This window comes from Psychrobium sp. MM17-31 (assembly GCF_022347785.1).
Classification (GTDB): domain Bacteria; phylum Pseudomonadota; class Gammaproteobacteria; order Enterobacterales; family Psychrobiaceae; genus Psychrobium.
The window spans coordinates 795,738-820,491 of record NZ_JAKRGA010000002.1 but is presented as its reverse complement, the minus strand read 5'-3'; the positions used below and the strand labels follow the sequence as shown (position 1 = coordinate 820,491).

The 24,754-nt window shown below is 43.9% G+C and carries 22 protein-coding genes; 13 read left to right on the top strand and 9 right to left on the bottom strand.

The annotated features are described in order from the left end of the window. Positions 1 to 27 precede the first annotated feature (27 nt). Genes MHM98_RS08200 through mtnP form a run of 7 tightly spaced genes read left to right on the top strand, consistent with a single transcriptional unit; the run spans position 28 to position 5,674 of the window. On the top strand, positions 28 to 771 hold the full coding sequence (locus MHM98_RS08200; protein ID WP_239438770.1) for a glycosyltransferase family 2 protein: 744 nt from the start codon (positions 28 to 30) through the stop codon (positions 769 to 771). After that, on the top strand, positions 768 to 1,598 hold the full coding sequence (locus MHM98_RS08195) for a DUF547 domain-containing protein (RefSeq protein ID WP_239438769.1): 831 nt from the start codon (positions 768 to 770) through the stop codon (positions 1,596 to 1,598). The genes MHM98_RS08200 and MHM98_RS08195 overlap by 4 nt, the downstream gene beginning before the upstream one ends. 38 nt (positions 1,599 to 1,636) lie before the next feature. Further along, entirely contained in the window at positions 1,637 to 2,374 is a 738-nt protein-coding gene (locus MHM98_RS08190) for a DUF2064 domain-containing protein (RefSeq protein WP_239438768.1), read from the top strand. Then, the gene (locus MHM98_RS08185) at positions 2,367 to 3,443 is read left to right on the top strand and encodes a methyltransferase domain-containing protein (protein WP_239438767.1); all 1,077 of its coding nucleotides are present in this window, start codon (positions 2,367 to 2,369) and stop codon (positions 3,441 to 3,443) included. Before MHM98_RS08190 ends, MHM98_RS08185 begins: the two co-directional genes overlap by 8 nt. Next, a complete protein-coding gene (locus tag MHM98_RS08180) occupies positions 3,443 to 4,387 on the top strand; it encodes a radical SAM protein (protein ID WP_239438766.1) in 945 nt (314 codons plus the stop codon). Before MHM98_RS08185 ends, MHM98_RS08180 begins: the two co-directional genes overlap by 1 nt. A gap of 7 nt (positions 4,388 to 4,394) precedes the next feature. After that, the gene (locus tag MHM98_RS08175) at positions 4,395 to 4,832 is read left to right on the top strand and encodes an arsenate reductase ArsC (RefSeq protein ID WP_239438765.1); all 438 of its coding nucleotides are present in this window, start codon (positions 4,395 to 4,397) and stop codon (positions 4,830 to 4,832) included. Further along, a complete protein-coding gene (mtnP, locus tag MHM98_RS08170; protein WP_239438764.1) occupies positions 4,826 to 5,674 on the top strand; it encodes an S-methyl-5'-thioadenosine phosphorylase in 849 nt (282 codons plus the stop codon). Before MHM98_RS08175 ends, mtnP begins: the two co-directional genes overlap by 7 nt. Here mtnP and MHM98_RS08165 read toward each other — a convergent pair. The 8 genes from MHM98_RS08165 to soxR all read right to left on the bottom strand — a co-directional run bounded on the left by MHM98_RS08165 (position 5,638) and on the right by soxR (position 16,319). Further along, positions 5,638 to 6,696 carry a GGDEF domain-containing protein gene (locus MHM98_RS08165; RefSeq protein ID WP_239438763.1) on the bottom strand — a complete coding sequence of 353 codons (1,059 nt, stop codon included), beginning with the start codon at positions 6,694 to 6,696 and terminating at the stop codon, positions 5,638 to 5,640. The genes mtnP and MHM98_RS08165 overlap by 37 nt on opposite strands. A 136-nt stretch (positions 6,697 to 6,832) precedes the next feature. Then, positions 6,833 to 8,224 carry a phosphomannomutase CpsG gene (locus MHM98_RS08160; RefSeq protein ID WP_239438762.1) on the bottom strand — a complete coding sequence of 464 codons (1,392 nt, stop codon included), beginning with the start codon at positions 8,222 to 8,224 and terminating at the stop codon, positions 6,833 to 6,835. 5 nt (positions 8,225 to 8,229) lie between these two features. Then, positions 8,230 to 9,633 (bottom strand): mannose-1-phosphate guanylyltransferase/mannose-6-phosphate isomerase, encoded by a 1,404-nt coding sequence (locus MHM98_RS08155; RefSeq protein WP_239438761.1) that lies wholly within the window; start codon positions 9,631 to 9,633, stop codon positions 8,230 to 8,232. Positions 9,634 to 9,891: 258 nt separating this feature from the next. Then, positions 9,892 to 11,223 carry an aminotransferase class III-fold pyridoxal phosphate-dependent enzyme gene (locus tag MHM98_RS08150; protein WP_239438760.1) on the bottom strand — a complete coding sequence of 444 codons (1,332 nt, stop codon included), beginning with the start codon at positions 11,221 to 11,223 and terminating at the stop codon, positions 9,892 to 9,894. Between the two features lie 18 nt (positions 11,224 to 11,241). Continuing rightward, on the bottom strand, positions 11,242 to 11,946 hold the full coding sequence (locus MHM98_RS08145; RefSeq protein ID WP_239438759.1) for a TorF family putative porin: 705 nt from the start codon (positions 11,944 to 11,946) through the stop codon (positions 11,242 to 11,244). A gap of 255 nt (positions 11,947 to 12,201) precedes the next feature. Continuing rightward, a complete protein-coding gene (locus MHM98_RS08140) occupies positions 12,202 to 13,746 on the bottom strand; it encodes an amidase (RefSeq protein WP_239438758.1) in 1,545 nt (514 codons plus the stop codon). A 70-nt stretch (positions 13,747 to 13,816) separates the two neighbouring features. Further along, positions 13,817 to 15,703: an MFS transporter gene (locus MHM98_RS08135; RefSeq protein ID WP_239438757.1), complete on the bottom strand. Its 1,887-nt coding sequence runs from the start codon at positions 15,701 to 15,703 to the stop codon at positions 13,817 to 13,819. 166 nt (positions 15,704 to 15,869) lie between these two features. After that, entirely contained in the window at positions 15,870 to 16,319 is a 450-nt protein-coding gene (gene soxR, locus MHM98_RS08130) for a redox-sensitive transcriptional activator SoxR (RefSeq protein ID WP_239438756.1), read from the bottom strand. An 86-nt stretch (positions 16,320 to 16,405) separates the two neighbouring features. Here soxR and MHM98_RS08125 point away from each other — a divergent pair, with 86 nt between their 5' ends. The 6 genes from MHM98_RS08125 (at position 16,406) to MHM98_RS08100 (ending at position 23,987) form a co-directional block, all read left to right on the top strand. Further along, positions 16,406 to 17,512, top strand: a complete 1,107-nt coding sequence (locus MHM98_RS08125; RefSeq protein WP_239438755.1) for an efflux RND transporter periplasmic adaptor subunit — start codon at positions 16,406 to 16,408, stop codon at positions 17,510 to 17,512. Then, entirely contained in the window at positions 17,509 to 20,607 is a 3,099-nt protein-coding gene (locus MHM98_RS08120) for an efflux RND transporter permease subunit (RefSeq protein WP_239438754.1), read from the top strand. Before MHM98_RS08125 ends, MHM98_RS08120 begins: the two co-directional genes overlap by 4 nt. A gap of 13 nt (positions 20,608 to 20,620) precedes the next feature. Continuing rightward, entirely contained in the window at positions 20,621 to 21,124 is a 504-nt protein-coding gene (locus tag MHM98_RS08115; protein ID WP_239438753.1) for an NAD(P)H-dependent oxidoreductase, read from the top strand. Positions 21,125 to 21,217: 93 nt separating this feature from the next. Next, a complete protein-coding gene (gene sigZ, locus MHM98_RS08110; protein WP_239438752.1) occupies positions 21,218 to 21,754 on the top strand; it encodes an RNA polymerase sigma factor SigZ in 537 nt (178 codons plus the stop codon). Between the two features lie 100 nt (positions 21,755 to 21,854). Further along, the gene (locus MHM98_RS08105; RefSeq protein ID WP_239438751.1) at positions 21,855 to 22,925 is read left to right on the top strand and encodes a M28 family metallopeptidase; all 1,071 of its coding nucleotides are present in this window, start codon (positions 21,855 to 21,857) and stop codon (positions 22,923 to 22,925) included. A 45-nt stretch (positions 22,926 to 22,970) separates the two neighbouring features. Beyond that, complete coding sequence (locus tag MHM98_RS08100; protein ID WP_239438916.1) at positions 22,971 to 23,987, top strand: isoaspartyl peptidase/L-asparaginase; 1,017 nt, start codon at positions 22,971 to 22,973, stop codon at positions 23,985 to 23,987. On the opposite strand, the gene MHM98_RS08095 is transcribed toward MHM98_RS08100, so the two are convergent. Continuing rightward, complete coding sequence (locus tag MHM98_RS08095) at positions 23,988 to 24,746, bottom strand: glutathione S-transferase family protein (RefSeq protein ID WP_239438750.1); 759 nt, start codon at positions 24,744 to 24,746, stop codon at positions 23,988 to 23,990. Positions 24,747 to 24,754 lie beyond the last annotated feature (8 nt).

Below are 24,754 nucleotides of genomic sequence, written 5' to 3'. Positions count from 1 at the left end.
ATAACTTTGAGCACATAGAGGTTTTACATGTATAAAGGTCAATCGGTTGTCGCCATTATTCCAGCGCTTAATGAAGAGCTTGCTATCAAGAAGGTAGTGAGTCAATTGCTGGCGCTGCGCGCGAATGAGCAGCAGGTTATTGATGAAGTTATCGTTTGCGATAACGGCTCTACCGATAGCACGGCGCAAGTGGCAGCAGAGGCTGGTGCTGTTGTGGTGAGACAAGATATTCCGGGTTATGGCATCGCCTGTTTAACGGCAATGGAGCGTTTACCTAATTGCGATATCGTGCTCTTTGTCGATGGTGATGATTCGTGCTTTGCGGAGCAAGCGTTGCCTATGTTAGAAGGGATCGTTAATGGTGATGATTTGGCGATTGGCTCTCGCAATCTCGGTCACATCGAAAAAGGTGCACTCACTAGCACTCAGATGTTTGGTAACTGGTTATCGAGCCATCTCATTACTTTGTTTTGGGGACAAAAGATTACTGATCTCGGGCCATTTCGCGCTATGCGCCGTGACTCGTTAATGGCAATCGATATGCAGGATAAAACGTTCGGTTGGACGGTAGAGATGCAAGTGAAAGCTATTATTTGCGGCATGCAGGTGAGCGAATACTCGGTAGATTCGAAGGTGCGTATCGGTGAGTCTAAAATCAGTGGCACGCTGTCAGGCTCGGTAAAAGCGGGTATCGGTATCTTATCGATGATTGCCAAGCTTTATCTAAAAAAGCGCCGTATCGTTAAACACTATTTGCGGTACGGGCAATGAGTAAGTTAAAGATTTTATTCATTATCGCCGTGATTTTCGCTGGTGCATTGGCGATAAAAGCTTACACGCTGTATCAAGCTATTAGCCCCAATGCCATTGTTTCATGGCAGCAAAGTGATGAGCAAAGTAACGGCGTTATCGATCATCAATTATGGGGCGATATTCTCAATCATTATCTGCGTGAAAATGTTAATAGCGGCGTGCGCGAATTTGATTACGCTGCGGTGTCACAAGGCGATAAAGCTAAGTTAACGATTTATTTAACGCAGCTGCAAGGCATCGATCCGCGAGACTATAATCAGCGTGAACAAATGGCTTATTGGGCAAACCTCTATAACGCCCTCACCATAGATCTGATCTTAAAAAATTATCCACTTTCATCCATTAAAGAGATTGGTGATGGCATTACTGGGCCGTGGAATGAAGAGCTTGCAGTAGTCGCTAATACGCCATTGACCCTTAATCAAATAGAGCACGGTATTTTGCGCGGTATCTATCAAGATAAGCGCATTCATTATGTGATTAATTGTGCCAGCATTGGCTGTCCCGATTTACCAGCAAAACCCTTAACTGGATCGGATATCGAAAGTCAATTAGAGCAGGGCGCCAAACGTTTTATCAATCAGCGCAAAGGCGTACACTTTGATAATGACACCTTGGTCCTTTCGAGTATTTACAGCTGGTTCTCTATCGACTTTGGCGATAACGAGCGCGATTTATTGCTTCATCTTAGCCATTACGCTGAGCCTGAGCTGGGTGAAAAATTGCGTAACTTCGACGGCAACATAGATTTTGCATATAACTGGAAATTAAATCAGCCGAACTAGGGTCTTTTGATTTAACCGCTATTTATTCGAGAGAGCCAATGCCTTATCAATTACCAACATCAAATTATGACGGGACTGCTAATAAGCAGTGGCCGACCTTGGTGTTGTTTTGTAAACGTCCTAAGTTGCATCAAGGAAAGCAGCGCATCGCCGAGACGATTTCTGCCGAAAAAACCTTGATTGTTGCTAAGGCGTTGTTGGCATGTGCAATCGAAGATAGCCACGCGTGGCGCGGGCCTGTCGTTATCGCTTGTAGCCATGACGAAGATGTCGAATGGGCGCAGAGCTTAAACGAAAACGCCCAGGTAATGACGCAATTACCGTCAGGAATGTCCGGTAACTTGGGACAGCGCCTTAACTATGTCGATCACGTATTACGCGTTTTCGGTCATGAAAAAATTATTACCATAGGCACCGATGCGCCTATGCTCACCGCGCAGCATTTTAGCGAAGCAGCGCGCGAGCTAAACAAGCACGACATCGTGCTTAGTCACGCCGACGATGGTGGGGTGGTGATTATGGCCAACGCTCATCCTTGGCCAAACATCATCGACTTACCGTGGAGTACCGAGTCTTTGTCGCAGGCACTCTCGCAAAGTTGTAGCGAGCAAGAGCTCGATGTGCACTATATGACGCCGGGTTATGACATCGATTATGTCGCTGATATTAAAAAGCTGATCAAAGATTTGAAAGGCGATGAGCGCCCGGCGCGCAAAAAATTATTATCTATTTTAAATGAAATGTTTATTTCTTCAGGAGTAATTAGCCATGCATAACGTTGTGCAAGATTATTACGGCAATGTGTTACAAGGATCAGAGGATCTACAAACCAATGCTTGTTGCACCGACGACGATTTAACGCCAGAGGTTAAACAGATTTTATCGAATATTCACGATGAAGTGATGGCACGCTATTACGGTTGTGGTTTGGTTACGCCAGAAGAGTTAGCTGGCTGTGATGTATTAGATCTTGGCTGTGGCGCTGGACGCGATTGTTACGCCATTGCACAAATGGTTGGGGAAAATGGTAGTGTAACTGGCGTTGATATGACAGACGAGCAGCTAGCTGTCGCTAACAAGCATGTCGAATATCATCGTGAAAAATTTGGCTATCAACAGGCCAACACACAGTTTTTAAAAGGTTATATTGAAAAGTTAGATGAGCTAAATATCAGCGATAACAGCATGGATTTAGTGATTTCTAACTGTGTGATTAACCTAAGCCCAGACAAGTATGCGGTACTAAAAGAAGTGTTCCGCATCTTAAAGGCGGGTGGCGAAATTTACTTTTCCGATGTTTACGCCGACAAGCGTGTGCCGCAACACCTAAAAGACGATCCTTTATTGTACGGTGAGTGCTTAAGTGGCGCGCTGTATTGGAACGATTTCGAAAACCTAGCTAAGGCGGTTGGCTTTGCTGAGCCGCGCTTAGTGAGCAGTCGCGCCATTACTATAGATAATGATGAACTGGCACAAAAGCTTGGCGACATTAAGTTTACATCGGCGACTTATCGCTTATTCAAAGCGCAAGATCTTGAAGTATCACCGCAAGACTACGGCCAAACAGTAACCTATTTAGGCACCATTAAAGATCACGGTTGTAAGTGGAACTTTGATGAGAATACGGCCTTTGCTAAGGGGAAAGCAACGGCGGTTAGCGGCAATACATGGCGCACACTACAGCAGTCTCGTTTTGCCAAACATTTCGAGTTTCATGGTGATTTTAATACGCATCAAGGACTATTTGACGTACCTGCTCATCAATTCGATTTTATGGCTGATGAAACCGAGCAAAGTGGTGGTTGCTGCGCACCCGCACCTAAAGCTAAGACGAGCTGCTGCTAATGAATATCTCCGTCGGTGAAATCATCCCTATTCGTCAGGAGCGTCTGCACAATTGGCAGTACACGCCACTGGGTGATGCGCGCGGTTACATTAAACCGCATTCGCTAAAAGAGCTGTGGTTTCACACTGGCACCAAGTGTAATTTGGCGTGCGATTTTTGTTTGGAGGGCTCAAGCCCGTCTGATAAGCGTTTGTTAACGCCTAAGTTTGAAGAAGTTAAGCCTTTTATCGATGAAGCCTTAACTATGGGCGTCGAACAGTTTTCGTTTACCGGCGGTGAGCCATTTCTCGCTAAAGATATCGTTAAAATTTTAGATTATGCCTCGCAGTTTAAACCTTGTTTGGTGCTGACTAATGGCACCGAACCTTTGGTTAAACGCATGGATGCCTTATTGGCATTGCAAGCTAAGGGGCAACATCCTGTATCTTTTCGTGTCAGTATCGATTCACCAGATCAAGCAACGCACGATGCAGGACGCGGTGAAGGAAACTTCGTTAAAGCGTTCGAAGGTATGCAGCTGTTGCACGAACACGGTTTTCACGTCTCTCTCGCACGACACATGGCTAAAGGGGAAGATACGGCGACTGTTGAAGCGCAGTATCACGAGCTTTTTGCGCAGTATAAACTGCCAGAAGATATGACTATGGTGGCCTTTCCTGACTTTTTAGCGCCGGGTTCTATCGCCGATGTGCCGCATATTACTACCACCTGTATGACCAAGTATCAGACTGAACAGCAGCGTGAAAATTACATGTGCGCCAACTCTAAGATGATCATTAAGAAAGGCAATCAGATGCAGGTTTACGCTTGCACGTTGGTGGACGATGACGAAGATTACTTTTTGGCAACTAGCCTTGCCGCGAGCATGAAGCAAATCATAAACCTTAAACACCATAGGTGTTACAGCTGTTTTGCACTAGGTGCCAGTTGTAGTGAAATGTGAGGAAACGATGAAATCGATTTTATTTTTATGTACCGGAAACTCGTGTCGCAGCCAGATGGCGCACGGTTTTGCTAATTCACTACTCGGCGATGAATTCCGTAGCTATTCGGCGGGAATTGAATCCCACGGCTTAAACCCGAATGCGGTGCAAGTAATGCAAGAAGTGGGTGTAGATATTAGTAATCATCAATCGCAAACGCTGAATGAATTCGACGATTGTGAGTTCGATTACGTGGTGGCAGTGTGTGAACATGCGGCGACGAATTGTCCGACATTTCCCGCTAAAACGAACGTAATTATGCGTCAATTTGACGATCCGCCGAAACTCGCGCAAAGTGCTAGTTCACCAGAGGAAGCACTCAATTACTATCGCGATGTACGTGACGAAATTAAACATTGGATCACCTCATTGCCAGCTCAATTTAATAAGGAAAGTTTATGTTAGCCGTTATCGGTGGCACTGGAATTTACAGCATTGATGGCTTAGAGGTCATCGAGACTCACGAAGTAGAGACGCCATTTGGCGCGCCGTCAGCACCTATTATTCGCGGCCAATATCTGGGTAAGGAAATCTTGTTCTTACCGCGTCACGGTAACCACCACGGGTTATTGCCGTCGGAAGTAAATTATCGCGCTAATATTTGGGCGCTAAAATCGCTAGGGGTAAAACAAATTATTGGGATGTCTGCCGTAGGTAGCTTGCAGCAAGAAATTAAGCCAGGTGATTTAGCTATTGCCGATCAGTATTTTGATTTCGTGAAATCACCACGTGAGAAAACTTTCTTTGGTAATGGCTTAGTAGCACATGTTTCAACGGCAGAGCCAACGTGTAGTGCGTTAGCCGATAGCATTAGCGAAGCGGCGGCTACTATCGATATCGATGTTCATCGCAACAAAACCTATGCCTGTGTCGATGGCCCGCGCTTAGGCACTAAAGCTGAGAGTTTATTTCTCAAAAATGCCGTGCAGGCAGATTTAGTTGGTATGACAAACGTGCCTGAGGTGTTTTTAGCCCGCGAAGCACAAATTTGTTATTGCACTATCGGCATAGCCACAGATTATGATTGCTGGCAAGACGATCCTAAAGAGCATGTGACGGTAGAGCAGGTGATTAGTCGCTATGGCAAGAGTTTAGAAAAAGCCAAGGCCGTATTAGCCGCTTATATCAAAGGACAAGACGCTGTATGTCAAACAGGATGTAATCACGTATTGGCTAGCTCAGTACTAACGCCTGTTGAGGCGATGGATCCTCAGCAAAGAACTTTGTTTGATGTTTTAACCTCGTGAACACCCTCGCAACACACGCGATTGCGCCCTTGACGCTTAGCAATGTATAAGCGTTTATCGGCGCAAGCCAATAAGGCATCAAGGCTAGTGCCATCTTCGCCATAGGTTGCAATGCCAGCGCTAAATGTAATCTTTATCACCTTGCCTTCGTGAACAAGTGGAGATTCATTGAGCTCTTTTCGTAGCTCATTAATAAAGTCGCAACACTGCGCTAGCTCTACTTCGGTTATTTTCAATGTGAATTCTTCACCACCAATTCTTGCTAGCAAGGCATTAGCAGGCATTTTCGCGCGAATGAAATTAGCAACATGACGCAATGCTTCATCGCCAGCACTATGGCCATATTTATCATTGATTGTTTTAAAGTGGTCTAAATCTATTAGCGCAACCGACATCGGTGTAGGCTGTCCACACTTGAGCTGTTTTAGCCATTGGCCGTAGCTTTCATAGAGTTTTAGTCGATTAGGTACGCCTGTTAGGCTATCGGTACCCGCTAATTCCAGCAGCCTCACTTCGTTGCTTTCGCGATTTTTTTCATAGACATGAGCAAATGAAATCATTAAGGCAGAGCTAAATATTACGTTGAGTGACTCTGCTATATCCACTGAGCCTTGCATCGTTAAAAACTTTACGTGATAGATGATAAGTGCCGTCATCAAGAATAAAACTGAAACTAAGCAACCTGCCTTTTTTCCTAATAACAAATAAGAAACGATGGGAAATGCCAATATCCACACAAACATTGATTTTGATGTTTCAGGTAAATAAAGGGCGTACAGGATCAGCGAGTACAAGGGGATTAAAAAGGCGACAACCCAGCGTTGAAAATTGTCTGTCTTGGAAATAATGCGCAGCAGAGCAACGGCGTAGATACTATAGCTGAGTTCAAGAAAGGCGAGAAAATAGATTTCGCGATAGATGTTGATAGTAAAAAAGCTAACTCCACCCAAGCAAATAATAAAAAGCAGTGCACGCATTACTTCGCGGCGATGCTGAATATTTTGTACCAATTGCGGCGTCATGATAAACCTTCCGTGTCTTGCCAAATACTAGGTAAGCAATCCTTGTTATTATTGTTATTTTATAACTAGTAAAATACACTAATAACAACCAATATTCTTGGTACTTTAGTGCTGATTTTTTGTACTTTTTCGTTGATTAAGGATTAATTTCTTGTAGCAGGGACAAAATTAGGGCTGTTTTTTCTTTCATTAGTTCGTTATTGGCAAATGATTCAATATTCAAACGAACAACAGGCTCGGTATTAGAGCTGCGTAAATTAAAACGCCAGCGCTGGTCGTTATTCTCAAATGCCATCGAAAGGCCATCTATTTCATCAATCTTTGTAGCACTCTTCAAGAAGTGAGCTTTAACAGCGGCAATTGCTTCGGCAGGGGCTGTTAATCTTAAATTGATTTCACCGGATGAAGGATAGCGCCACTGGCGTGCATTGACCGCTTGTGATAGTGATATTCCTTCTTTACTAAGCAGTTCAATAATTAATAGCCAAGGGATCATGCCCGAGTCGCAATAGAAAAAGTCGCGAAAGTAATGGTGCGCCGACATTTCTCCGCCATAGATAGCATCTTCATCACGCATGCGCTCTTTGATGAACGCATGACCTGTTTTACTTTCTATCGCTTGACCGCCTGCATTGCTAACGAGTTCTTGGGTATTCCACGTTAAGCGCGGATCGTGAATGATCTTAGCACCGTTTTCCTTTGCTAAAAACGCTTGCGCGAGTAGACCGACAATGTAATACCCTTCAATAAATTCACCGCGTTCATCGAATAAGAAGCAGCGGTCAAAATCGCCGTCCCACGCGATACCTAAATCCGCTTTATGCTCAATTACCGCATTGCGGGTTGACGCTCTATTTTCAACAAGTAATGGATTGGGGATCCCATTGGGGAAATTACTATCGGGTTGATGGTGGATTTTAATAAACTCAACGGGAATCTTTAACGCTGTGAATTGTTGCTCCAGTGCATCGATGACATGGCCTGCTGCGCCATTCCCCGCGTTAACTACCAACTTCATTGGCTTGATATTGCTGGGTGTAATATAGCCAAAGAGGTGGCTTATGTAAGCATCGAGATTGGAATGACGTTGATAGCTGCCACGAGCAGCTGAAGATTTATCTATTAACCAAGGTTGGGTTTCTGTTAGTTGTTCAATTTCATTCAAACCACTATTGCGCGAAATTGGTTTGCTGTTTCTAACAACCAGTTTCATGCCATTGTAATCGATAGGATTGTGAGAGGCAGTAATGACGATGCCGCCGTCGCAATCGAGATTCGATGTAGCAAAATAAATCTCTTCGGTACCTGCGAGTCCTAAATCGATGACATTAACGCCACTATCGCGCAGACCATTACTTAAAGCAATCGCTAGTGCTGGAGAAGTTGCTCGTGCATCGCCACCAATCACCACGGATTTGGCTTTCGTCACTAGGCCAAAGGCGCGGCCAATACGATAGCTAATGTCTTCATTGAGTTCACTGCCCAAACGGCCGCGAATGTCATAAGTTTTAAAACAAGCGAGTGCCATAGGTGTTATTCGCGTCCGTATTTATCGTCAAAGCGCACTATGTCGTCTTCGCCAAGGTAGCCGCCAGATTGCACTTCAATTAGTTCTAAGTCTACCATTCCTGGGTTTTCTAGCGAATGAACGCTGCCAACGGGAATGTAGGTTGATTGGTTTTCGGTAAGGAACACTTCTTCATTGTCTTTGATGACTTTGGCTGTGCCCGTTACCACAATCCAATGTTCGGCGCGGTGATGATGCATCTGCGTTGATAAACGCGCGCCGGGTTTGACCGTGATGCGTTTAACTTTAAAACGATTACCGTCATCGAGGGAATCGTATTTTCCCCAAGGACGATAGACTTCGCGGTGTTCAGAGACTTCGCTGCGTCCTTGAGCTTTTAACTCATTAACCACATCTTTGACGTTTTGCACCTTGGATTTATCTGCCACTAAAATTGCGTCTTTGGTTTCGACAATGACTACATTATCCAAACCTACGGTAGCAACGAGTTTATCTTGAGCATTGATGTAGCTGTTACGGCTATCAACGTTAAGTACGTCACCGTGACAGACATTGCCGTTGTCATCTTTTTCTTCGATATCCCACAATGCTGACCAACTGCCAATATCACTCCAATCTGCATTCATAGGAACTACCATAGCTTGGGCGGTTTTTTCCATTACGGCGTAGTCGATGGAGTCATCGGGGCATAGTTCAAATGCCGTTTTATCAATGCGAATAAAATCTAAATCACTACTGGTATTGTTCATAGCGCTTTGACAAGCGCTGTAGATATCAGGGCGGTGCTGTTTTAGCTCGTCGAGGAAAACATTGGCTTTAAACATAAACATGCCACTATTCCAAAAATAATTCCCTGATTGAAGATAATCTTGTGCGGTGGCTAAATCAGGTTTCTCAACAAACTGCTCAACCGCAGCGCTGTTACTTTCCATAACACCAGCTTTAATATAGCCATAGCCTGTTTCTGGATGAGTTGGTGTAATACCAAAGGTGACGAGTTTATCTTGTGCCGCCAGTGTAGCTGCCTGCTCGACAGCTTGCGTAAAAGCATCGGTATTTTGAATCACATGATCGGCGGCTAGTACTAATAGTAGAGGATCTTGCCCTTGATTAACGGCATTAAATGCAGCCAGTGCTATAGCGGGAGCTGTATTACGACCGACTGGCTCTAATAGAATTTGCCCGTGATTAAGCCCCGCACTGCGCAGCTGCTCGGCAACAACAAAGCGATGTTCTTCATTACAGATAATCAATGGCGGCTGGTGCTCGATGTCCTGTAAGCGGGAAACTGTGCTTTGCAACATAGTGTCATCACTATGCAGTTTAAGAAACTGTTTGGGAAAAAGCTGTCTCGATAGCGGCCATAATCGCGACCCGTTACCGCCCGCCATAATCACAGGTAAAATCATCTAATTTTTCTCAATATTCACTCGTTATGGCAAGAGACCGTGGATGTTGGGAATATCTTACCATTGATATTCTAAATTACTCTGTTATTGAATAAGTTTAGGTAATTGATAGTAGTAAATTGTTAGTGGGCAAATCTGAGGCGTTTGATAGCGGGAAAAGTAGGAGCACTCCACAAGTGCAACTGCTCTTATTGATGCTTAAAAGAAAAAAGCTTGGCTATACAGCCAAGCTTTTTGGGGATTAAACTGCGTGCTTAATTAAGCGTTGTGAGCAGTAATGGCGTCTGCCATTGATTTGTCAGCCACTTGCTCAAGCCATGCTAAATCCATGTCTTTGTGAGCTTCACAGATAAACCAAGGTTCGCGTGAATCTGGTTCTAGCATAACGCCGTTGGCGATTAGATTCATGGCGAACTCGGTGTAGAGATCGCTGTTTGTTTGCTTCCAATCGCGGTAGTTTTGCGGTACTTCACTGCCAAAGTGAACTCCAAACATTGAGTCTGGGCCTGCAAAACGATGCTCAACGCCGTGCTTAGTGAATACGCGAGAAAGTAGCTCTTGGATATCGCGACCTACTTTATCAACGTTTGCTAATGCATCGGTCTCTTTTAATACAGTTAGCGTCGCTTTAGCTGCACTTAGTGCCACCATATTCGCCGTGTAGGTACCGCCGTGAGTCACGCCGTTTTTCGCAAATGAAATAGTATCCATGACATCCGCACGACCACCGAAACCTGCAACTGGGTAACCGTTACCCATGGCTTTCGCATAAGTGGTTAAGTCGGCGTGAATGCCGTATAATTCTTGTGCGCCGCCTTTAGCTACGCGGAAGCCTGTCTTAACTTCATCTAAGATAAGTAGCGAACCATTGGCATCACAGATATCGCGTAGCTTTTGCATATACTCCTGCGTTGAGGCAATTGAACCACAGTTACCCATGATTGGCTCGATAAGAATTGCAGCGATATCATCGCCAAATGCTTTGAAAACTGCGTCTAATGCGTCGAAGTTGTTTAAAGGAACGCTTACTTGGTGATCTTTAGTGCTATCTGGGATACCAGCACCAAATGGAATGATCGCAGGATCTTTCTCATTGGCTACGTCCCAGTTATCAACGTCTGATTTCCACATAACTTCGTCGTGTAAACCGTGGAAGCCACCTTCAACAACAACGATTTTATTGCGCCCGGTAAAGCCACGTGCCGTGCGAACAGCGCCAATCACAGCTTCTGTACCAGAGTTAGCAAAACGCATCTTTTCGATATTAGGGCAAAGTGATTTTATAAGCTCAACTACGTCCGAATCTAAGCCAGTTGAGAAGCCTGAGATGCTACCGATGTTGGTGATGGCGTCAACAACGGCGTTGTCGATACGCTCGTCGCGGTAACCTAGGATAATAGGGCCATAGGCTAGACGAAAGTCAGTAAAGGTTTGCTCGTCACAATCTGTGATGGTGCAACCCTTCATGCTGCTTAGAAATACGGTGTTGTCTTCGCCCCAGTAGCGGTAGCTGTCGGCAACGCCCATCGGCATGTTTTGATGAGCGCGCTCTAGCATCGCGCTGCCGTTTGGTTTGTTTGTGTTGGTCATGATCTTCTCAAACAATAATTAAAGATTAAAGGTGCGTGATACAGAGAACACGACACGAGTATCTGCTGTATCTAAATTCATGCTGGTGTCTTCTAAAGCCAGCTCTAAATCGAACTTTTTCCACGTTGTGTTATACGCCACGCGATAGTGGTTGTAGCCACTTTTACCGTCCCAAGTCCACTTGGCGCTGTCGTCAGAAATAGAACGATCAAAGCTCACGCGTACGTTGTGATTAGGAGCTACTTCAAAAGTATGGGCAACCATAGCGATAGTGTGGCCAACGTCTAGGCCGAAATAGTCCCAGCTGTACCATAAGTTGAACTCACTGGTTCCTAGTTTCGAGGTTGAGCTAAACTTAGCGTAAGCCTCTGGGTATTTGTAATCGCTCGATGCAGAATCACCATGATAGGTGTAGTAGGCGATGCCTACGTCAACACCGATTTTTTCGTTGAGTTGGTAGTATTTACCTAAGTAAAAATCCCACTCTAGATTAGTGTCATCTGCGCCGCCGAAGTCAACGTTTGATGCCCAAGTACCAGCGTATAAACCATTGTCATTGGCGTAGTCTAAGCTCGCTTGCAGCGCTGGTTTATCTTGTGTTTGGCTAACACCGTTAAAAGTGTAGTCAGACGCCAGTTTTACTGTCGATGAAATATCAGCATTGGCATGTGAACTAAGCGTTAGCATGCCAGCAGTTAGTAATGCGATTGATGTTTTAATCATGAATCTGCTCACTTTGTAGTTTGTTATCGATATTCATCAATATAAGGTTGTGATCAGTATTACTGCAATAAAAGTTGATCAGCTCTTTTTGTTGATTGATGTAATAAGCATTAGGAATTATTACTTAATGCCAATGGACTTAAAAAAACAGTATGGCATTAAATTCGGCGCAAGATCTTAAAGACTTGCGTAAAAACTATCAACCGCAAATCTTCAGGATGAGAGGTTGATAGTTGTAGATATGAAATTATCGATTTAGTTGAGAGCTAATTTCGGTTGTCTGCGGTATTGAGTCGCCTGTTCAAAATCGTAGGCCGCTTCTATCAACGTCGGCTCTGATAAGAATCCACCGAAGAAAGACAAGCCGACGGGTAAGTTATCAACAAATCCCATGGGAACGGTAATATGTGGATAGCCGGAAATAGCTGCCGGACTGGTTGCTGAGCCTAGGTATTCATCACCATTTTTCCAGTCTATTTTCCAAGCCGGTTGGGTTGTTGGTGCAATCAATAAATCGAGCTTGTGCTTTTTTAATACCTTATCTATTCCATTTTTGCCCATGAGCTGCTGGGCTTGTTGTCTGGCATTGAGGTAGGCTTTGTCAGTTATCCCCGCTGTTGCTTGAGCTTGTACAAACAGTTCTTGGCCGAAATGTACTAGCTCTTTGTCAGCATGCTTTTTGTTAAACTCGATTAATTTTTTTAACGTAAATCCTGTGTTGGCAGCTGTGAGATACTTGTTTAAATCATGCTTAAACTCATACAGTAAAACGGTAAACTCATATTCTCCAGCTTGTTCTAAATTTGGGATGTCAGCGTTATCTACGATGATGGCGCCACGCTTTTTTAAGTCTGCGATGGCTATGTCGAATTGCGCATCTAACCCTTTGTGATATCCCATAAGGTTTCTAACAATGCCAATGCGTTTTCCTTTGAGACCATTTAATTTCAAGTGAGGCAGCAACGAGTCAGTGGTTTTAATGGCATTCGGATCTTTGGCATCAAAATTACGCATTGCGTCCAATGCGGTTACTGCTCCAGCTACTGTCTTTGCCATAGGGCCTGCAGTATCTTGACTGTGAGCAAGTGGAATAATACCTTGGCGGCTAACAGTACCAAGCGTTGGCTTGATTCCAACAATACCTGTTAGTGCTGAAGGGCAGGTGATAGAACCATCGGTTTCAGTGCCTATAGCAAGTAAGGCAAAGTCACCTGCGACAGCTGCACCAGAGCCAGCGCTTGAACCGCATGTTGAGTAATTTATGTTATGTGGATTTTTAGTTTGTCCCCAAAGGCCACTCCAACCGCTTGATGATTTATAGCCGCGAAAATTTGCCCATTCACTTAGATTGGCTTTGCCTAGAATAATAGCCCCTGCTTCTCTTAATTTTGCGACGAGGTGAGCGTCTTGTGTTGGGTAGTTATTTTTTAGCGCCAAGGAGCCAGCCGTGTTGGCCATGCCGTCACCGGTATCGATATTGTCTTTTAATACCACTGGAATGCCATGTAAAGGCCCGCGAGATTGTCCTTTTGCCCGTTCGTTATCTAATTGCTTCGCAATCGCTAAAGCCATTGGATTGATGACCGGCACAGAATTTACGCTGGGCCCTGTTTGATCGTATTGTTCGATGCGATGTAAATAGAAATTTACCAGTTCGACACTGGTTAACTTCTTACTTGCTAGCAGCTGCTGGGCTTTGGTCAGCGTGAGATCGTTAAACTTCTCATCGTCAAAACTTTGCTGGGCGTTGGCGGTGAGGGAAACTGAAGTTAGCCAGAGGGGCAAAAGTAAACGCCACATAATAAAATCCTACTTTGTTATTATAGTGGCGAATACTTAACCATATTTTTAAAGGCTTAGCGACTAATAATTAACGCTTTTCTTCGCTGTCTAACAGATTTTGGGTAACCTGTTGTAAATGTTTAGCTGATGCATCTTGTGCAGCAATCGGCTTGTCGACAACTAAACCAACGCGTGACCAAAAACGGCGCGGCTTAGTGGTAAATGCATGGCCGTCTTTGTGGCTAAAGAATGAGCCCCACAAACCTGTTAATACCATAGGAATGACTGGCACAGGATTAGTCGCGAGGATTTTCTCGATGCCACCTCTAAATTCGTTAAGTTCGCCGTCCTTGGTAATGCGTCCTTCAGGGAAAATACACACCAGTTCACCGTCATCAAGCTCTTGCTTAATTTGCTCAAACGCGCGGTTATAAGTATCGATATCTTGTTTAGGTGAACAAATAGGAATGGTTTTCGCCCATTTAAATACATACTTCATTACTGGCATATTGGCGATAGTTTTATCCATCACAAAGCGGACTGGGCGACGCGAACTACCTGCGATAAGTAGTGCATCGACAAAGCTGACGTGATTACACACTAACACGGCAGCGCCTTGTTCTGGGATATTCTTGATTCCACGATGTTTAACGCGATACATAGTATGACTGATAATCCAAATCACAAAGCGCAACACAAATTCGGTCACTTGCCAGTAGATGTAGCCAGCAACAATTAGGTTCGCGATGCCCAGTACTAAGAAATATTCGACGATAGATAACTCTAATACAGAAAGTAATACAATGGCGGTTACGGCGCTTAGTACCATAAATAATGCATTTAACACGTTGTTCGCTGCGATGATTTGCGCGCGCTGCTTGTCATCACCACGGGTTTGAATTAATGCATTTAATGGCACCACATAGATGCCACTAAACATGGCGAGTAGTAATAAGTCAGCAAGTAAACGATAGTTCTCGCTATGACTAACAAACTCCATTGCCGTCATGTTATCAATCACCATGAGTGACTGAGCAGCAAAATAAATATCAATGCCAAAGACGCTCATGCCGATAGAGCCAATAGGGATAATGCCTAGTTCGATGGTGTGGCCAGATAGTCTTTCACATAAGATAGAGCCAAGACCAACACCAAAGGAAAAGATAACTAACAATAAGGTAACTAGCTGCGTATTGCCGCCTAGTTCACTTAGTGCAAACGCTGGAAACTGTGTTAAGTAGCCAGCTCCTAGAAACCAAAACCAGCTGATTGCCAGAATAGATAAGAAAAGTGAACGTTCTTTTTTTACATCGCCTAATGTTTTTTTAATGCTACTAAAGGGATTGTAATTGACGGTTAGCGTAGGATCGTTCGCTGGCGCTTGTGGAATAGAGCGGCTGGCAAGATAGCCCAATAAGGCAAATGCGATAACAGCAACGGCGACAATTATTAGTGCTTTTTCAAATTCAAATAACAAGCCTGCGCAAATCGTACCGCCTAAAATTGCGAGGAAGGTACCCATTTCAATAAGCCCATTACCGCCAACAAGCTCACTTTTATCAAGCTGCTGTGGCAAGAGTGAGAATTTCACAGGACCAAAGAATGCTGACTGCGTGCCCATTAAAAATAGCACGACTAGCATCAGGTTGGTTTGTTCCCAGACAAGAGCCAACGCGCCAAGGATCATAATGGCGACTTCGGCGAGCTTTATGACGCGAATGAGTCGCGATTTTTCGTATTTGTCGGCGATTTGGCCGCCAATAGACGAGAATAAGAAGAACGGCAAGATAAACAATCCTGCGGCAATATTAGTCAATAAACTCGATTGTGCTTGATCGTTAATCGCCATTAACGCGATAAATAAAATGAGTGCGTTTTTATAGAGGTTGTCATTAAAAGCACCCAAGGCTTGGGTAATAAAATATGGCAAAAAACGACGTTGTGAAAACAGTGAAAATTGACTCTGTGACGACATATAACACTCTCTAATTTAGTAACTATTTCTATGAATTACGGAAAGTAGTATTCACTAAATTTTTAATGATTGATAGGTCTTAAGATTGGTCAATTCTGATTATTAATTAAGTATTAAAATACGATACTTGGCGAATTACGGTTATCTATTGTTATGCGTTTACGTCTTAGGTGTTTTCATCTGGCGCAAAGTGCGGCCCGGGTCCGTGTTCACTCAACACATCTTTAGGATTAACAAGGCGACACTTTTCCATCGATAAACACCCGCAGCCAATGCAGTCATCTAGGTTGTTTTTCAAGTTATTAAGTTGGTCGATGCGCTGTTGCAATTGATCGCGCCATTCATTGGAAAGCTTATTCCAGTCACACACTGAAATACGTTTTTTGTTAGGCAGGGTTTCTAACGCGCTCTTGATTTCTTGTAATTGAATCCCCGACTCTTGAGCGACTTTAATCACTGAAATAATTCGCAAAACATCGCGATTGTAGCGGCGATGATTGGCTTTGTCGCGAAAAGAGGTAATCAGTCCTTTATTCTCATAGAAATGTAATGCGGAAACTGCAACCCCAGTTCTTTTGGCTACTTCACCTACCGATAGTTCTTCTTTGAGAGCCATGTCTAATTTTTCCTTATTTCACTGTTGACCTCAAGTATAGTTGAGGTTTTAGCATGCCTGCAAATTTTTGATGAAGGAAGCTATTAATGAAGTATTTTTCTTGGGTTATCACCCTATGTTTCATTGCGTTAGGACTGCTGGGGATCTTTTATTTAAAGTATTCAATTTCGGCGGAGTCGGCGCAAGAGAGTTATGAACCTGCCGCAACAATTCAAGCGGTGTCTATTCAGAAGCAGCTCATCCAGCCAAGCCATCAGGTACTGGGAGAAACTGTAGCCACTGAACAAGTCATGCTTAAGAACGAGTTAGGTGGCAAAATTGTTTATTTAAACTTAGAGCCAAGTGTACCTGTTACAAAAGATCAGGTGCTTTTGCGTATTGACGATTCACAAGAGCAAGCCCAGCTGCGCAGTGCACAGGCTAGCGCTAATTTAAAGCGTCAAACACTTGAGCGTATTGAATCGTTGTTTAACGATAAACGCATTAGCCGTGAAAAGCTCGATGTGGCAACGGCTGAGCTGGCGATTGCACAGGCTAGCGTTGGTGAAATTCAATCTATAATCGATAAGAAAACGGTGAAGGCGCCGTTTGACGCCGAGGTGGGAATTCACAACTTGGCACTTGGTCAAACCTTGACTGCTAATGCCGATATTGTTGAGTTAATTGGTATTAATGACAGTATTTGGGTCGACTTTAACGTGCCGCAGGTCTATCCGATGTTGGATATTGGCAGTGCTGTTGAGCTGTCATTGCCTCATCAGCAAGCCAGCACAACAGCACAGATTGTTTCTGTCGCACCAAGTCTTCGCGGTCAAAGCCGCCAAATGCAATATCGCGCTAAACTGTCACTGGATGCTCTTACGGTAAAGCCGCAATTTCTCCTCAATGTGAATCTACCTATCGCGCAATCAAAACAAGCGATTGTGGTACCAAACTTGGCTATAGTGCGCGACCAGCTTGGCGATTATGTTTATGTTATTGCCGATGTTAACGGAGATTTACGAGTTTCGCGTCGACAAGTTCAGCTTGGTGAGCGCCTACCCGAAGGTGTAATCGTTGAGTCCGGTGTCGAGCTGGGTGAGCGCATTGCAACTATTGGCGCGTTTAAGTTGTGGGAAAGCGCTAAGGTCGTCATTGAAACACCTGCTATTGATGACATTGTCGAAATGTCTGAGCAAGGAGGTATTCGATGATCAATCATTATAAAAGTAATGTGATGGATGCCTTTGTTAAACGTCCTGTGCTGTCCATTGTTTTATCGTTATTTATCTGTCTCGCGGGATTATGGGCGGTTAAGAGCATTGCGGTATTGCAATTTCCGATGATCAAAAGTGCATCCTTGACGATTAACACTGTTTACACTGGTGCGTCGGCAGAAGTCGTTAAGGGCTTTGTTACCGATCCTATCGAACGTGTGGCAGCGACAGTACCGGGCGTAGAGTATGTCGATTCCTCAACGACATCTGGTCAAAGCACAGTAACCGCGTGGTTAAAGCTTAACGAAGATACGACAGCTGCGCTGGCTGAATTAAATACCCGATTGAGTCAAATTAAATTTGAGCTGCCGCCGGGAGCAGAAGATCCTGCTGTGTCGGTCACGCGAACCGATCGTCCACATGCGGTGTTCTATCTCAATGTGGAAGCCAAAGGTTCGAGTCTCTCTCAGCTCAGCGATTACTTGACGCGACAAGTCAATCCCATCATCAGTAATATCGACGGCGTACAGAAAGTGGGTATTGAAGGGGCACGCACACCAGCAATGCGTATTTGGCTCGATGCAAATAGAATGAATGTGCTTAATGTCAGTAGCGATGAAGTTTATAGCGCATTGGCCAGCAACAACAGCATTTCTACCTTGGGTTACGGCCAAGATGATACGCAGCGCATTGATATTGTTGCCAATACTCAGCTATCGAGTATCGAAGAGTTTGAACAACTTATTGTAAAACGCGATCAAGATGGCATCGTCTATGTCAAAGATATAGCCGATGTAAAACTGGGAGCTGAGCAGGCGTCAAATACCGCGCGTTTTAATCAGCAGGATACGGTTTACATTTCGGTTTATCCTTTGCCCGGTGCAAATGAAATCGCTATTGGTGATCGTCTGTATCAAGTGCTGGATAACATTAACGCCAATGCGCCTAACGGACTGCATATTAATATCGCTTACGATGGCACGCTTTATATGCGCGATGCCCTTAAAGAGATTGTATCGACGTTGATTGAAACAGTTGTGTTAGTTGGTATTGTGGTTTTACTAATGATGGGCTCATTTAAGACGGCATTAGTGCCACTTATTACTATTCCCATCTCGATTTTAGGCGCTATTGCTGCAATCTGGGTAATGGGGTTTACGCTTAACTTACTCACGGTTCTAGCAATTGTGTTGTCTGTTGGCTTGGTGGTGGATGACGCCATTGTGGTCGTAGAAAACGTTGCGCGTCATGTGCGTGATGGCATGCCTCGCATACAAGCGGCTTTGGTAAGCTCTCGCCAATTGTTGGTACCAGTTATTTCAATGACCTTAACGTTAGCGATGGTGTATGCACCTATCGGGTTTTTATCTGGTTTAACTGGTGTGTTGTTTAAAGAATTTGCCTTTACGCTGGCGATTGCCGTGCTGCTTTCTGGTGTGGTGGCGATTACGCTTTCGCCGATAATGAGTGCTTATGTTTCAGATACGCAGGGACGTGAGGGACGTTTAACTAAGGCTGTTAACGGCGTGTTTGCCAAATTGCAGCAGCGCTATAGTTCACTATTGACTCGCGCGATGGGCTTTCAAGGTCAGATAATGTTGGTAGCGTTAGTTATCGGACTATTGATTGTTCCTTTCTATCTTCACTCGAAGAAGGAATTAGCACCAATTGAAGATCAAAGCAGTATTAATGTGGTGATGCAATCGCCGCCTGAGTCTTCACTGGCCTATAACGAATCCAATATCAAACCTGTTGTCGATAATTTACTAAGCGTCGATGGTTCAAAAAAAATGTGGCAAATCGTTACTAGCAACGGCGGCTTTGGCGGATTGGAGTTCGTTGAGAGTAGTGAGCGCGATTTTACTACTAATGAAAAAATGCCAGAAATTTATGGTCGGCTAACAGGCTCTGCTGCATTAAATAACTTACCTATTTTGCCTTCACCGCTGCCAACCGCTGGCCAGTTTGATGTCGAAATGGTCGTCAAGTCGAGTGCATCCTATGATGAGCTGAAAGGCTATGCCGATCAATTGGTTTATGCCGCTTTTGGCAGTGGATTATTTTTATACGCTGATACCGATTTAAAGATCGATCTGCCGCAAATGCAGTTATCGTTTAATCGACAAAAAATCGCTGACTTAGGGATGACTGTTCAAGATGTGAGTCGCCAACTTAATGTCTATCTGTCGGCAAACTTCGTTAATCGCTTTGATGCTAATGGCAAGGCTTATCGTGTCATTCCAATGTTAGATAACGCGATTGCCAATGATCCGCAGCAGTTAAAAACATTAACGATAAAAATACCAAGCGGTGAGTTGGTTAGTATTAGCGATTTCGTGACTGTTAGCTACAACACAGTGCCGCGAGCATTGGGATCTTTTGGTCAGCAAAATGCGTTTAAGATTTACGGCGGTATTTTACCAGGCGTAACAAAAGAGCAAGCACTTGCTGCTCTTGAGCAAGCTGCTGCCGATATATTGCCGAAATCATATGCGGTTGATTATGCGGGAGAGTCGCGCGAAATCCGTAAAGAAGGTAATAGTTTAATGACTATTATGGGGATTTCTCTGGCGATCGTGTTCATGATTTTAGCTATTCAATTTAACAGCTTTAGAGATCCTTTAGTGATCCTCTTTGGGTGTGTGCCACTAGCTATGTCAGGCGCATTAATGCTGCCGTTTTTTGAAATCACCACCATCAATATTTATTCGCAAATTGGCCTAGTTACGCTAGTTGGTCTCATTGCTAAGAATGGAATCTTAATCGTTGAATTTGCAAATCATCTGCAAGAGCAGGGACAGAATAAATTGCAGGCGGTTGTCGAATCGGCCAGCACGCGATTACGTCCTATCTTAATGACGACATTAGCCACTGTACTTGGGCATTTCCCATTAGTCTTGGTAACTGGAGCGGGTGCTGAAGCACGCAATAGTATCGGCGTTATTTTGGTGGCGGGAATGCTGATTGGCACCGTATTTACTTTATTTATATTGCCAGTGTTTTACGTGTGGTTTGCCAGCGATCATCGCCCAAAAGAAAGCGCTAATGACAGTGAAGAATTAGCGACGCAACCTACTTTGAAAAGTGCATAAAGGAGAAAATGACATGAAAATTGCAATTGTTTTAGGTACCTCTGGTGAGCAAGGAAATACTCATCACTTGGTACAAGAGTTCGCAGCGCAAAGTGGCGCAACGGTGTTCGATTTTTCAAAGTACGATATCTCATATTACGATTATCAGCATCACAATAGAAACGATGATTTCTTACCGCTGATTAAAGAGTTAACAGGCTTTGACCATATCGTTTTCGCCACGCCGCTTTATTGGTATTCGATGTCGGCACAGATGAAGGTATTTTTCGATCGTCTGTCTGATTTATTAACTATCGAAAAGGATTTAGGGCGCTCTCTTAAAGGCAAAACAACGTCTATGTTATCGACAGGTAATAATGCAGGGTTCCCAGAATGTTTCGTTGAGCCGATAAGACTCACCGCTGAATATATGCATATGCCGTTTAAAGGCCATCATTATGTTCAAACGCAAAGCGAAGCAGACTACGGTAAGTTTGCGGAAGTGGTTGATGAGCACTTAAGGTTAATTCGTTCGTAAGCTAAAAGTACAGCTAAAAATTAACAGCATGGGAGTCAGTTTTGACTCCTTTTTGTTATGCTCTCATTGGTATGAAAATAAAGAGACAGCAAAATGAATCTTCAACAATTATGGCAAGAATACCAAACCGCATTACGTGGCTTTTTGCATTCAAAAGTTGCTAATAGCGCTGATGTTGAAGATATCTTGCAGGAAATGCTAATAAAAACACATCACCATCTTGGTGAAGTACATCAACAAAGCAAGATTAAGCCTTGGTTGTTTCAAATTGCTAACAATGCTGTTATCGATTTTTATCGCAAGCGAGGGAGTACGCAGCAGCGAGAGGCTGATGTTACTTGGTATGATGAAGATGTGAGTGATGTTATCGATAGTTTTACTGCTTGCCTAGAACCATTTATTAAGCAGTTACCTGAACACCAGCGTCTGCTACTTATGGCAATTGAGCTTGAAGGTATTTCGCAAAAAGACTATGCCGAGCAAAACGGCATCAGCTATTCCACATTAAAATCCCGAGTGAAGAAAGCACGGGAATTGTTAAAAAAGCAGTTTGATGATTGTTGTCATTTTGAATTAGATAAAAATGGCAATGTTATTGATTATCAGCGTAAAGGGGCATCTTGTCGCTAATTGACAAAGCTAGTTACAAAGTAAAACAAGCGTTGGTTAACACTCATCTCAAAACAAGGTATATTCAGCGCCATTAAAAGAATTTAGTGGATCCCTTCTCATGAAAAAATCAGCCTTAGTTCTGGCTTTGGGCCTAATGACCTCTAGCGCCTCAACATTCGCCGCCGATAACTCGACTAGTTATGCGTGGAATCAATTTCAGTCACTGCTTGAAGTCACTCAAAAAATGGGCGCTCGCGTGGCTGGCACCAAGCAAGAAAATGAAATGGCGCAGTGGATGAGTGATGAGATGACTGCCATGGGTTATAAGGTTAAATCGTTGCCATTTAAATATCGTGCTAAAAACGGCAAAGTTGAATCGCAAAACCTAGTGGTCGATATCAAAGGTGATTCTAAAGATATCATCGTGGTTGGTGCGCATTATGATTCAACAGGCGAAAAAGCTGGTTCATTAGGTATTTTAGATAATGGTTCAGGCATGGTGGCGTTAATGGCGTTAGCCAATGATCTTAAAGGTAAAAAACTACCTTATAGCGTACGTTTAATTGCTTTTGGTGCAGAAGAGAATGGTCTGAATGGCTCTAAAGCTTACGTTAATCGCAGCGATAACCCGCTGAAAAATGTTGTGGCAATGATTAACCTCGATACCATCATTGGTGGTGATAAACTCTACGTTCATAGTCCGCTGACTAAACCGTACAACTGTAGTTATGTGAAATCACCGACTTTTGAAAGCTCACCAGAGCTACGCGAAGCACTGCGCAGTGTTTCTAAAGATCTTTACGGTAAAGACGCTCACTTATTACATCAGCCATTCCCTGGTTACCCAGAAGGTCAAACTGGCAGTTGGTCAGATCATGCGCCATTCGCCTGTAATGGAATTAAGACGGCTTACTTAGAAGCGACTAACTTTGAAATTAACGGTAAAAGTGGCAATGACGGTTATTCACAAGTAACAGATAAAACCTTCTGGAGCTGTTTCGACGAAGAGACTATTGGCGCGTGTGATCGCAAAACTGAGCATCACTGGGGATCAATCTGGCATACCAAATTTGACCACCCAGACTATTTATTGCCGCGCTTCTCAAAGCGCTTACAAAAACAGTTAGATCAAAACGTTAATGTATTGTCTAAATTTGTATTAACTGCCGATAAGTGGATCAAAAAATAATAACAAAGTGAGGAGCTATTTATGTTCGCGAAGTTAAGTAAGTCGATGGTGGCATTGGTTGCAATTGCCGGATTTTTAACACCGCTTGAGGCGAGCGAACATAAATTTGCTATCGCAATACACGGCGGCGCTGGTGCCATAGCTAAATCTAAGATGACACCAGAAAAAGAAACTAAATATAAAGCTAAACTCACTGAAGCAACAAATGCAGGCTATGAGATTTTAGCCGCTGGTGGTTCAAGCTTAGATGCCATAAATCGCGCAGTAAATATTCTTGAAAACTCGCCGCTGTTTAACGCAGGCAAGGGCGCTGTTTATACTTATGACGGCGCTCATGAGCTCGACGCTTCAATCATGGACGGGCGCAATAAACAAGCGGGCGCTGTTTCTGGCGTAAAACACATCAAAAATCCAATCAATCTTGCTCGCTTAGTGATGACTGAATCTGTCCACGTGATGCTATCAGGCCAAGGCGCTGAAGAATTCGCTTTAGAGCAAGGCGTGCAACTGATTAATAACAGTCATTTCGATACAGATAACCGTTATAAGTCGCTACTTCGAGCCAAGAAAAAGCTTAAACAGCTCAAAGATAAGTCTGATAGTAATAAAGATTATCAAGCTAATTATCGTCAGCTAGATAGCCAATACAAAATGGGCACGGTTGGCGCTGTTGCCGTCGATAAACACGGCAATGTTGCAGCTGCGACTAGCACTGGCGGCATGACCGCTAAACGCTACGGCCGTATCGGTGATTCACCAGTGATTGGCGCTGGTACCTGGGCTGATAATAACTCATGTGCAGTATCGGCAACTGGTCACGGTGAATACTTCATTCGTTATAGCGTGGCATCAGATATTTGTGCCCGTGTGCAATATCAAGGCAAGAGTGTTGAAGAGGCAAGCAAAGAAGTTATCTTCGGCCCAATGTTCAAAGCCGGCGGCACTGGTGGCGTGATTGTGATTGATCCTAAAGGTAACATCGCGCTGACCTTTAATACCAAAGGCATGTATCGCGGCTCACGTGTTGAAGGTGAAACCGCGAAGGTGGCGATTTTTAAGTAGTTAATATCTACTCGGTTGCAGCCATCGCTTGATAATCATTATTGGTTTAATTAGCCAATTAGGTACTTTATCCAGCGCGGGCTTTAAGCCTTGTTGGTAACAGTCACGTGCTTCGAAGCGTTTTATCCAGTCAGCAACCTTGGGAAAGTCTTCGAATCCATAGCCGAGTTGGCGGTAGATAATGGTATTGGGATACCAAGCGAAGTCGGCGAGAGAAAGTTCCCCCACTAGCCAATGATTAGAAGATAGCTGGTGTTCTAGCTTTGCAAATTGTTGCCTTATTCGAGCCAGGCCAACGCTTTTATTACTGCCGATGAATCCTTGGCGGCGCTTTTCATGAAAAGTAAAATTTTCAGGATCTATCTGTTGATATAAATCGTATTCTGCGTCATTAGGTAAACGGCCAATGCCTTGCGAGTAAACGAAGTCTTTAATGACATCATGAGAGTCTGCAACGTCATCTAATAGATTATTCATTGCAGTCAGCTGAACCGGATCGCTTGGTGTTAATTTACCTGCAGCAAATTGTTGGTCGATAAAACGCAAAATATCACAAGATTCTGTGTAGTGTTGTCGTCCATATGTGAGTGCGGGGACTCGTCCTTTAGGATTAATTGCAAGGTACTCAGGCGTTAGTTGTTGGCTCTTCATCAAGTTAATAACATGCCTTTGATAGGGAATACCTAGCTCTTCCAGCAGGAGAAAAACACGCTGTGAGCAGTTGGAAAATGGATGATAGTGTAGCGCTAAGTCGTTCATTTTTCCCT

Bases quoted from the DNA above. Each gene is read 5' to 3' on its own strand.
- MHM98_RS08135 (WP_239438757.1), bottom strand. From the start codon at position 15,703: ATGTCGTCACAGAGTCAATTTTCACTGTTTTCACAACGTCGTTTTTTG.
- MHM98_RS08195 (WP_239438769.1), top strand. From the start codon at position 768: ATGAGTAAGTTAAAGATTTTATTCATTATCGCCGTGATTTTCGCTGGT.
- MHM98_RS08095 (WP_239438750.1), bottom strand. From the start codon at position 24,746: ATGAACGACTTAGCGCTACACTATCATCCATTTTCCAACTGCTCACAG.
- MHM98_RS08185 (WP_239438767.1), top strand. From the start codon at position 2,367: ATGCATAACGTTGTGCAAGATTATTACGGCAATGTGTTACAAGGATCA.
- MHM98_RS08120 (WP_239438754.1), top strand. From the start codon at position 17,509: ATGATCAATCATTATAAAAGTAATGTGATGGATGCCTTTGTTAAACGT.
- MHM98_RS08145 (WP_239438759.1), bottom strand. From the start codon at position 11,946: ATGATTAAAACATCAATCGCATTACTAACTGCTGGCATGCTAACGCTT.
- MHM98_RS08155 (WP_239438761.1), bottom strand. From the start codon at position 9,633: ATGATTTTACCTGTGATTATGGCGGGCGGTAACGGGTCGCGATTATGG.
- MHM98_RS08105 (WP_239438751.1), top strand. From the start codon at position 21,855: ATGAAAAAATCAGCCTTAGTTCTGGCTTTGGGCCTAATGACCTCTAGC.
- MHM98_RS08180 (WP_239438766.1), top strand. From the start codon at position 3,443: ATGAATATCTCCGTCGGTGAAATCATCCCTATTCGTCAGGAGCGTCTG.
- soxR (WP_239438756.1), bottom strand. From the start codon at position 16,319: ATGGCTCTCAAAGAAGAACTATCGGTAGGTGAAGTAGCCAAAAGAACT.
- MHM98_RS08190 (WP_239438768.1), top strand. From the start codon at position 1,637: ATGCCTTATCAATTACCAACATCAAATTATGACGGGACTGCTAATAAG.
- sigZ (WP_239438752.1), top strand. From the start codon at position 21,218: ATGAATCTTCAACAATTATGGCAAGAATACCAAACCGCATTACGTGGC.
- MHM98_RS08165 (WP_239438763.1), bottom strand. From the start codon at position 6,696: ATGACGCCGCAATTGGTACAAAATATTCAGCATCGCCGCGAAGTAATG.
- mtnP (WP_239438764.1), top strand. From the start codon at position 4,826: ATGTTAGCCGTTATCGGTGGCACTGGAATTTACAGCATTGATGGCTTA.
- MHM98_RS08200 (WP_239438770.1), top strand. From the start codon at position 28: ATGTATAAAGGTCAATCGGTTGTCGCCATTATTCCAGCGCTTAATGAA.
- MHM98_RS08160 (WP_239438762.1), bottom strand. From the start codon at position 8,224: ATGGCACTCGCTTGTTTTAAAACTTATGACATTCGCGGCCGTTTGGGC.
- MHM98_RS08175 (WP_239438765.1), top strand. From the start codon at position 4,395: ATGAAATCGATTTTATTTTTATGTACCGGAAACTCGTGTCGCAGCCAG.
- MHM98_RS08100 (WP_239438916.1), top strand. From the start codon at position 22,971: ATGGTGGCATTGGTTGCAATTGCCGGATTTTTAACACCGCTTGAGGCG.
- MHM98_RS08125 (WP_239438755.1), top strand. From the start codon at position 16,406: ATGAAGTATTTTTCTTGGGTTATCACCCTATGTTTCATTGCGTTAGGA.
- MHM98_RS08150 (WP_239438760.1), bottom strand. From the start codon at position 11,223: ATGACCAACACAAACAAACCAAACGGCAGCGCGATGCTAGAGCGCGCT.
- MHM98_RS08140 (WP_239438758.1), bottom strand. From the start codon at position 13,746: ATGTGGCGTTTACTTTTGCCCCTCTGGCTAACTTCAGTTTCCCTCACC.
- MHM98_RS08115 (WP_239438753.1), top strand. From the start codon at position 20,621: ATGAAAATTGCAATTGTTTTAGGTACCTCTGGTGAGCAAGGAAATACT.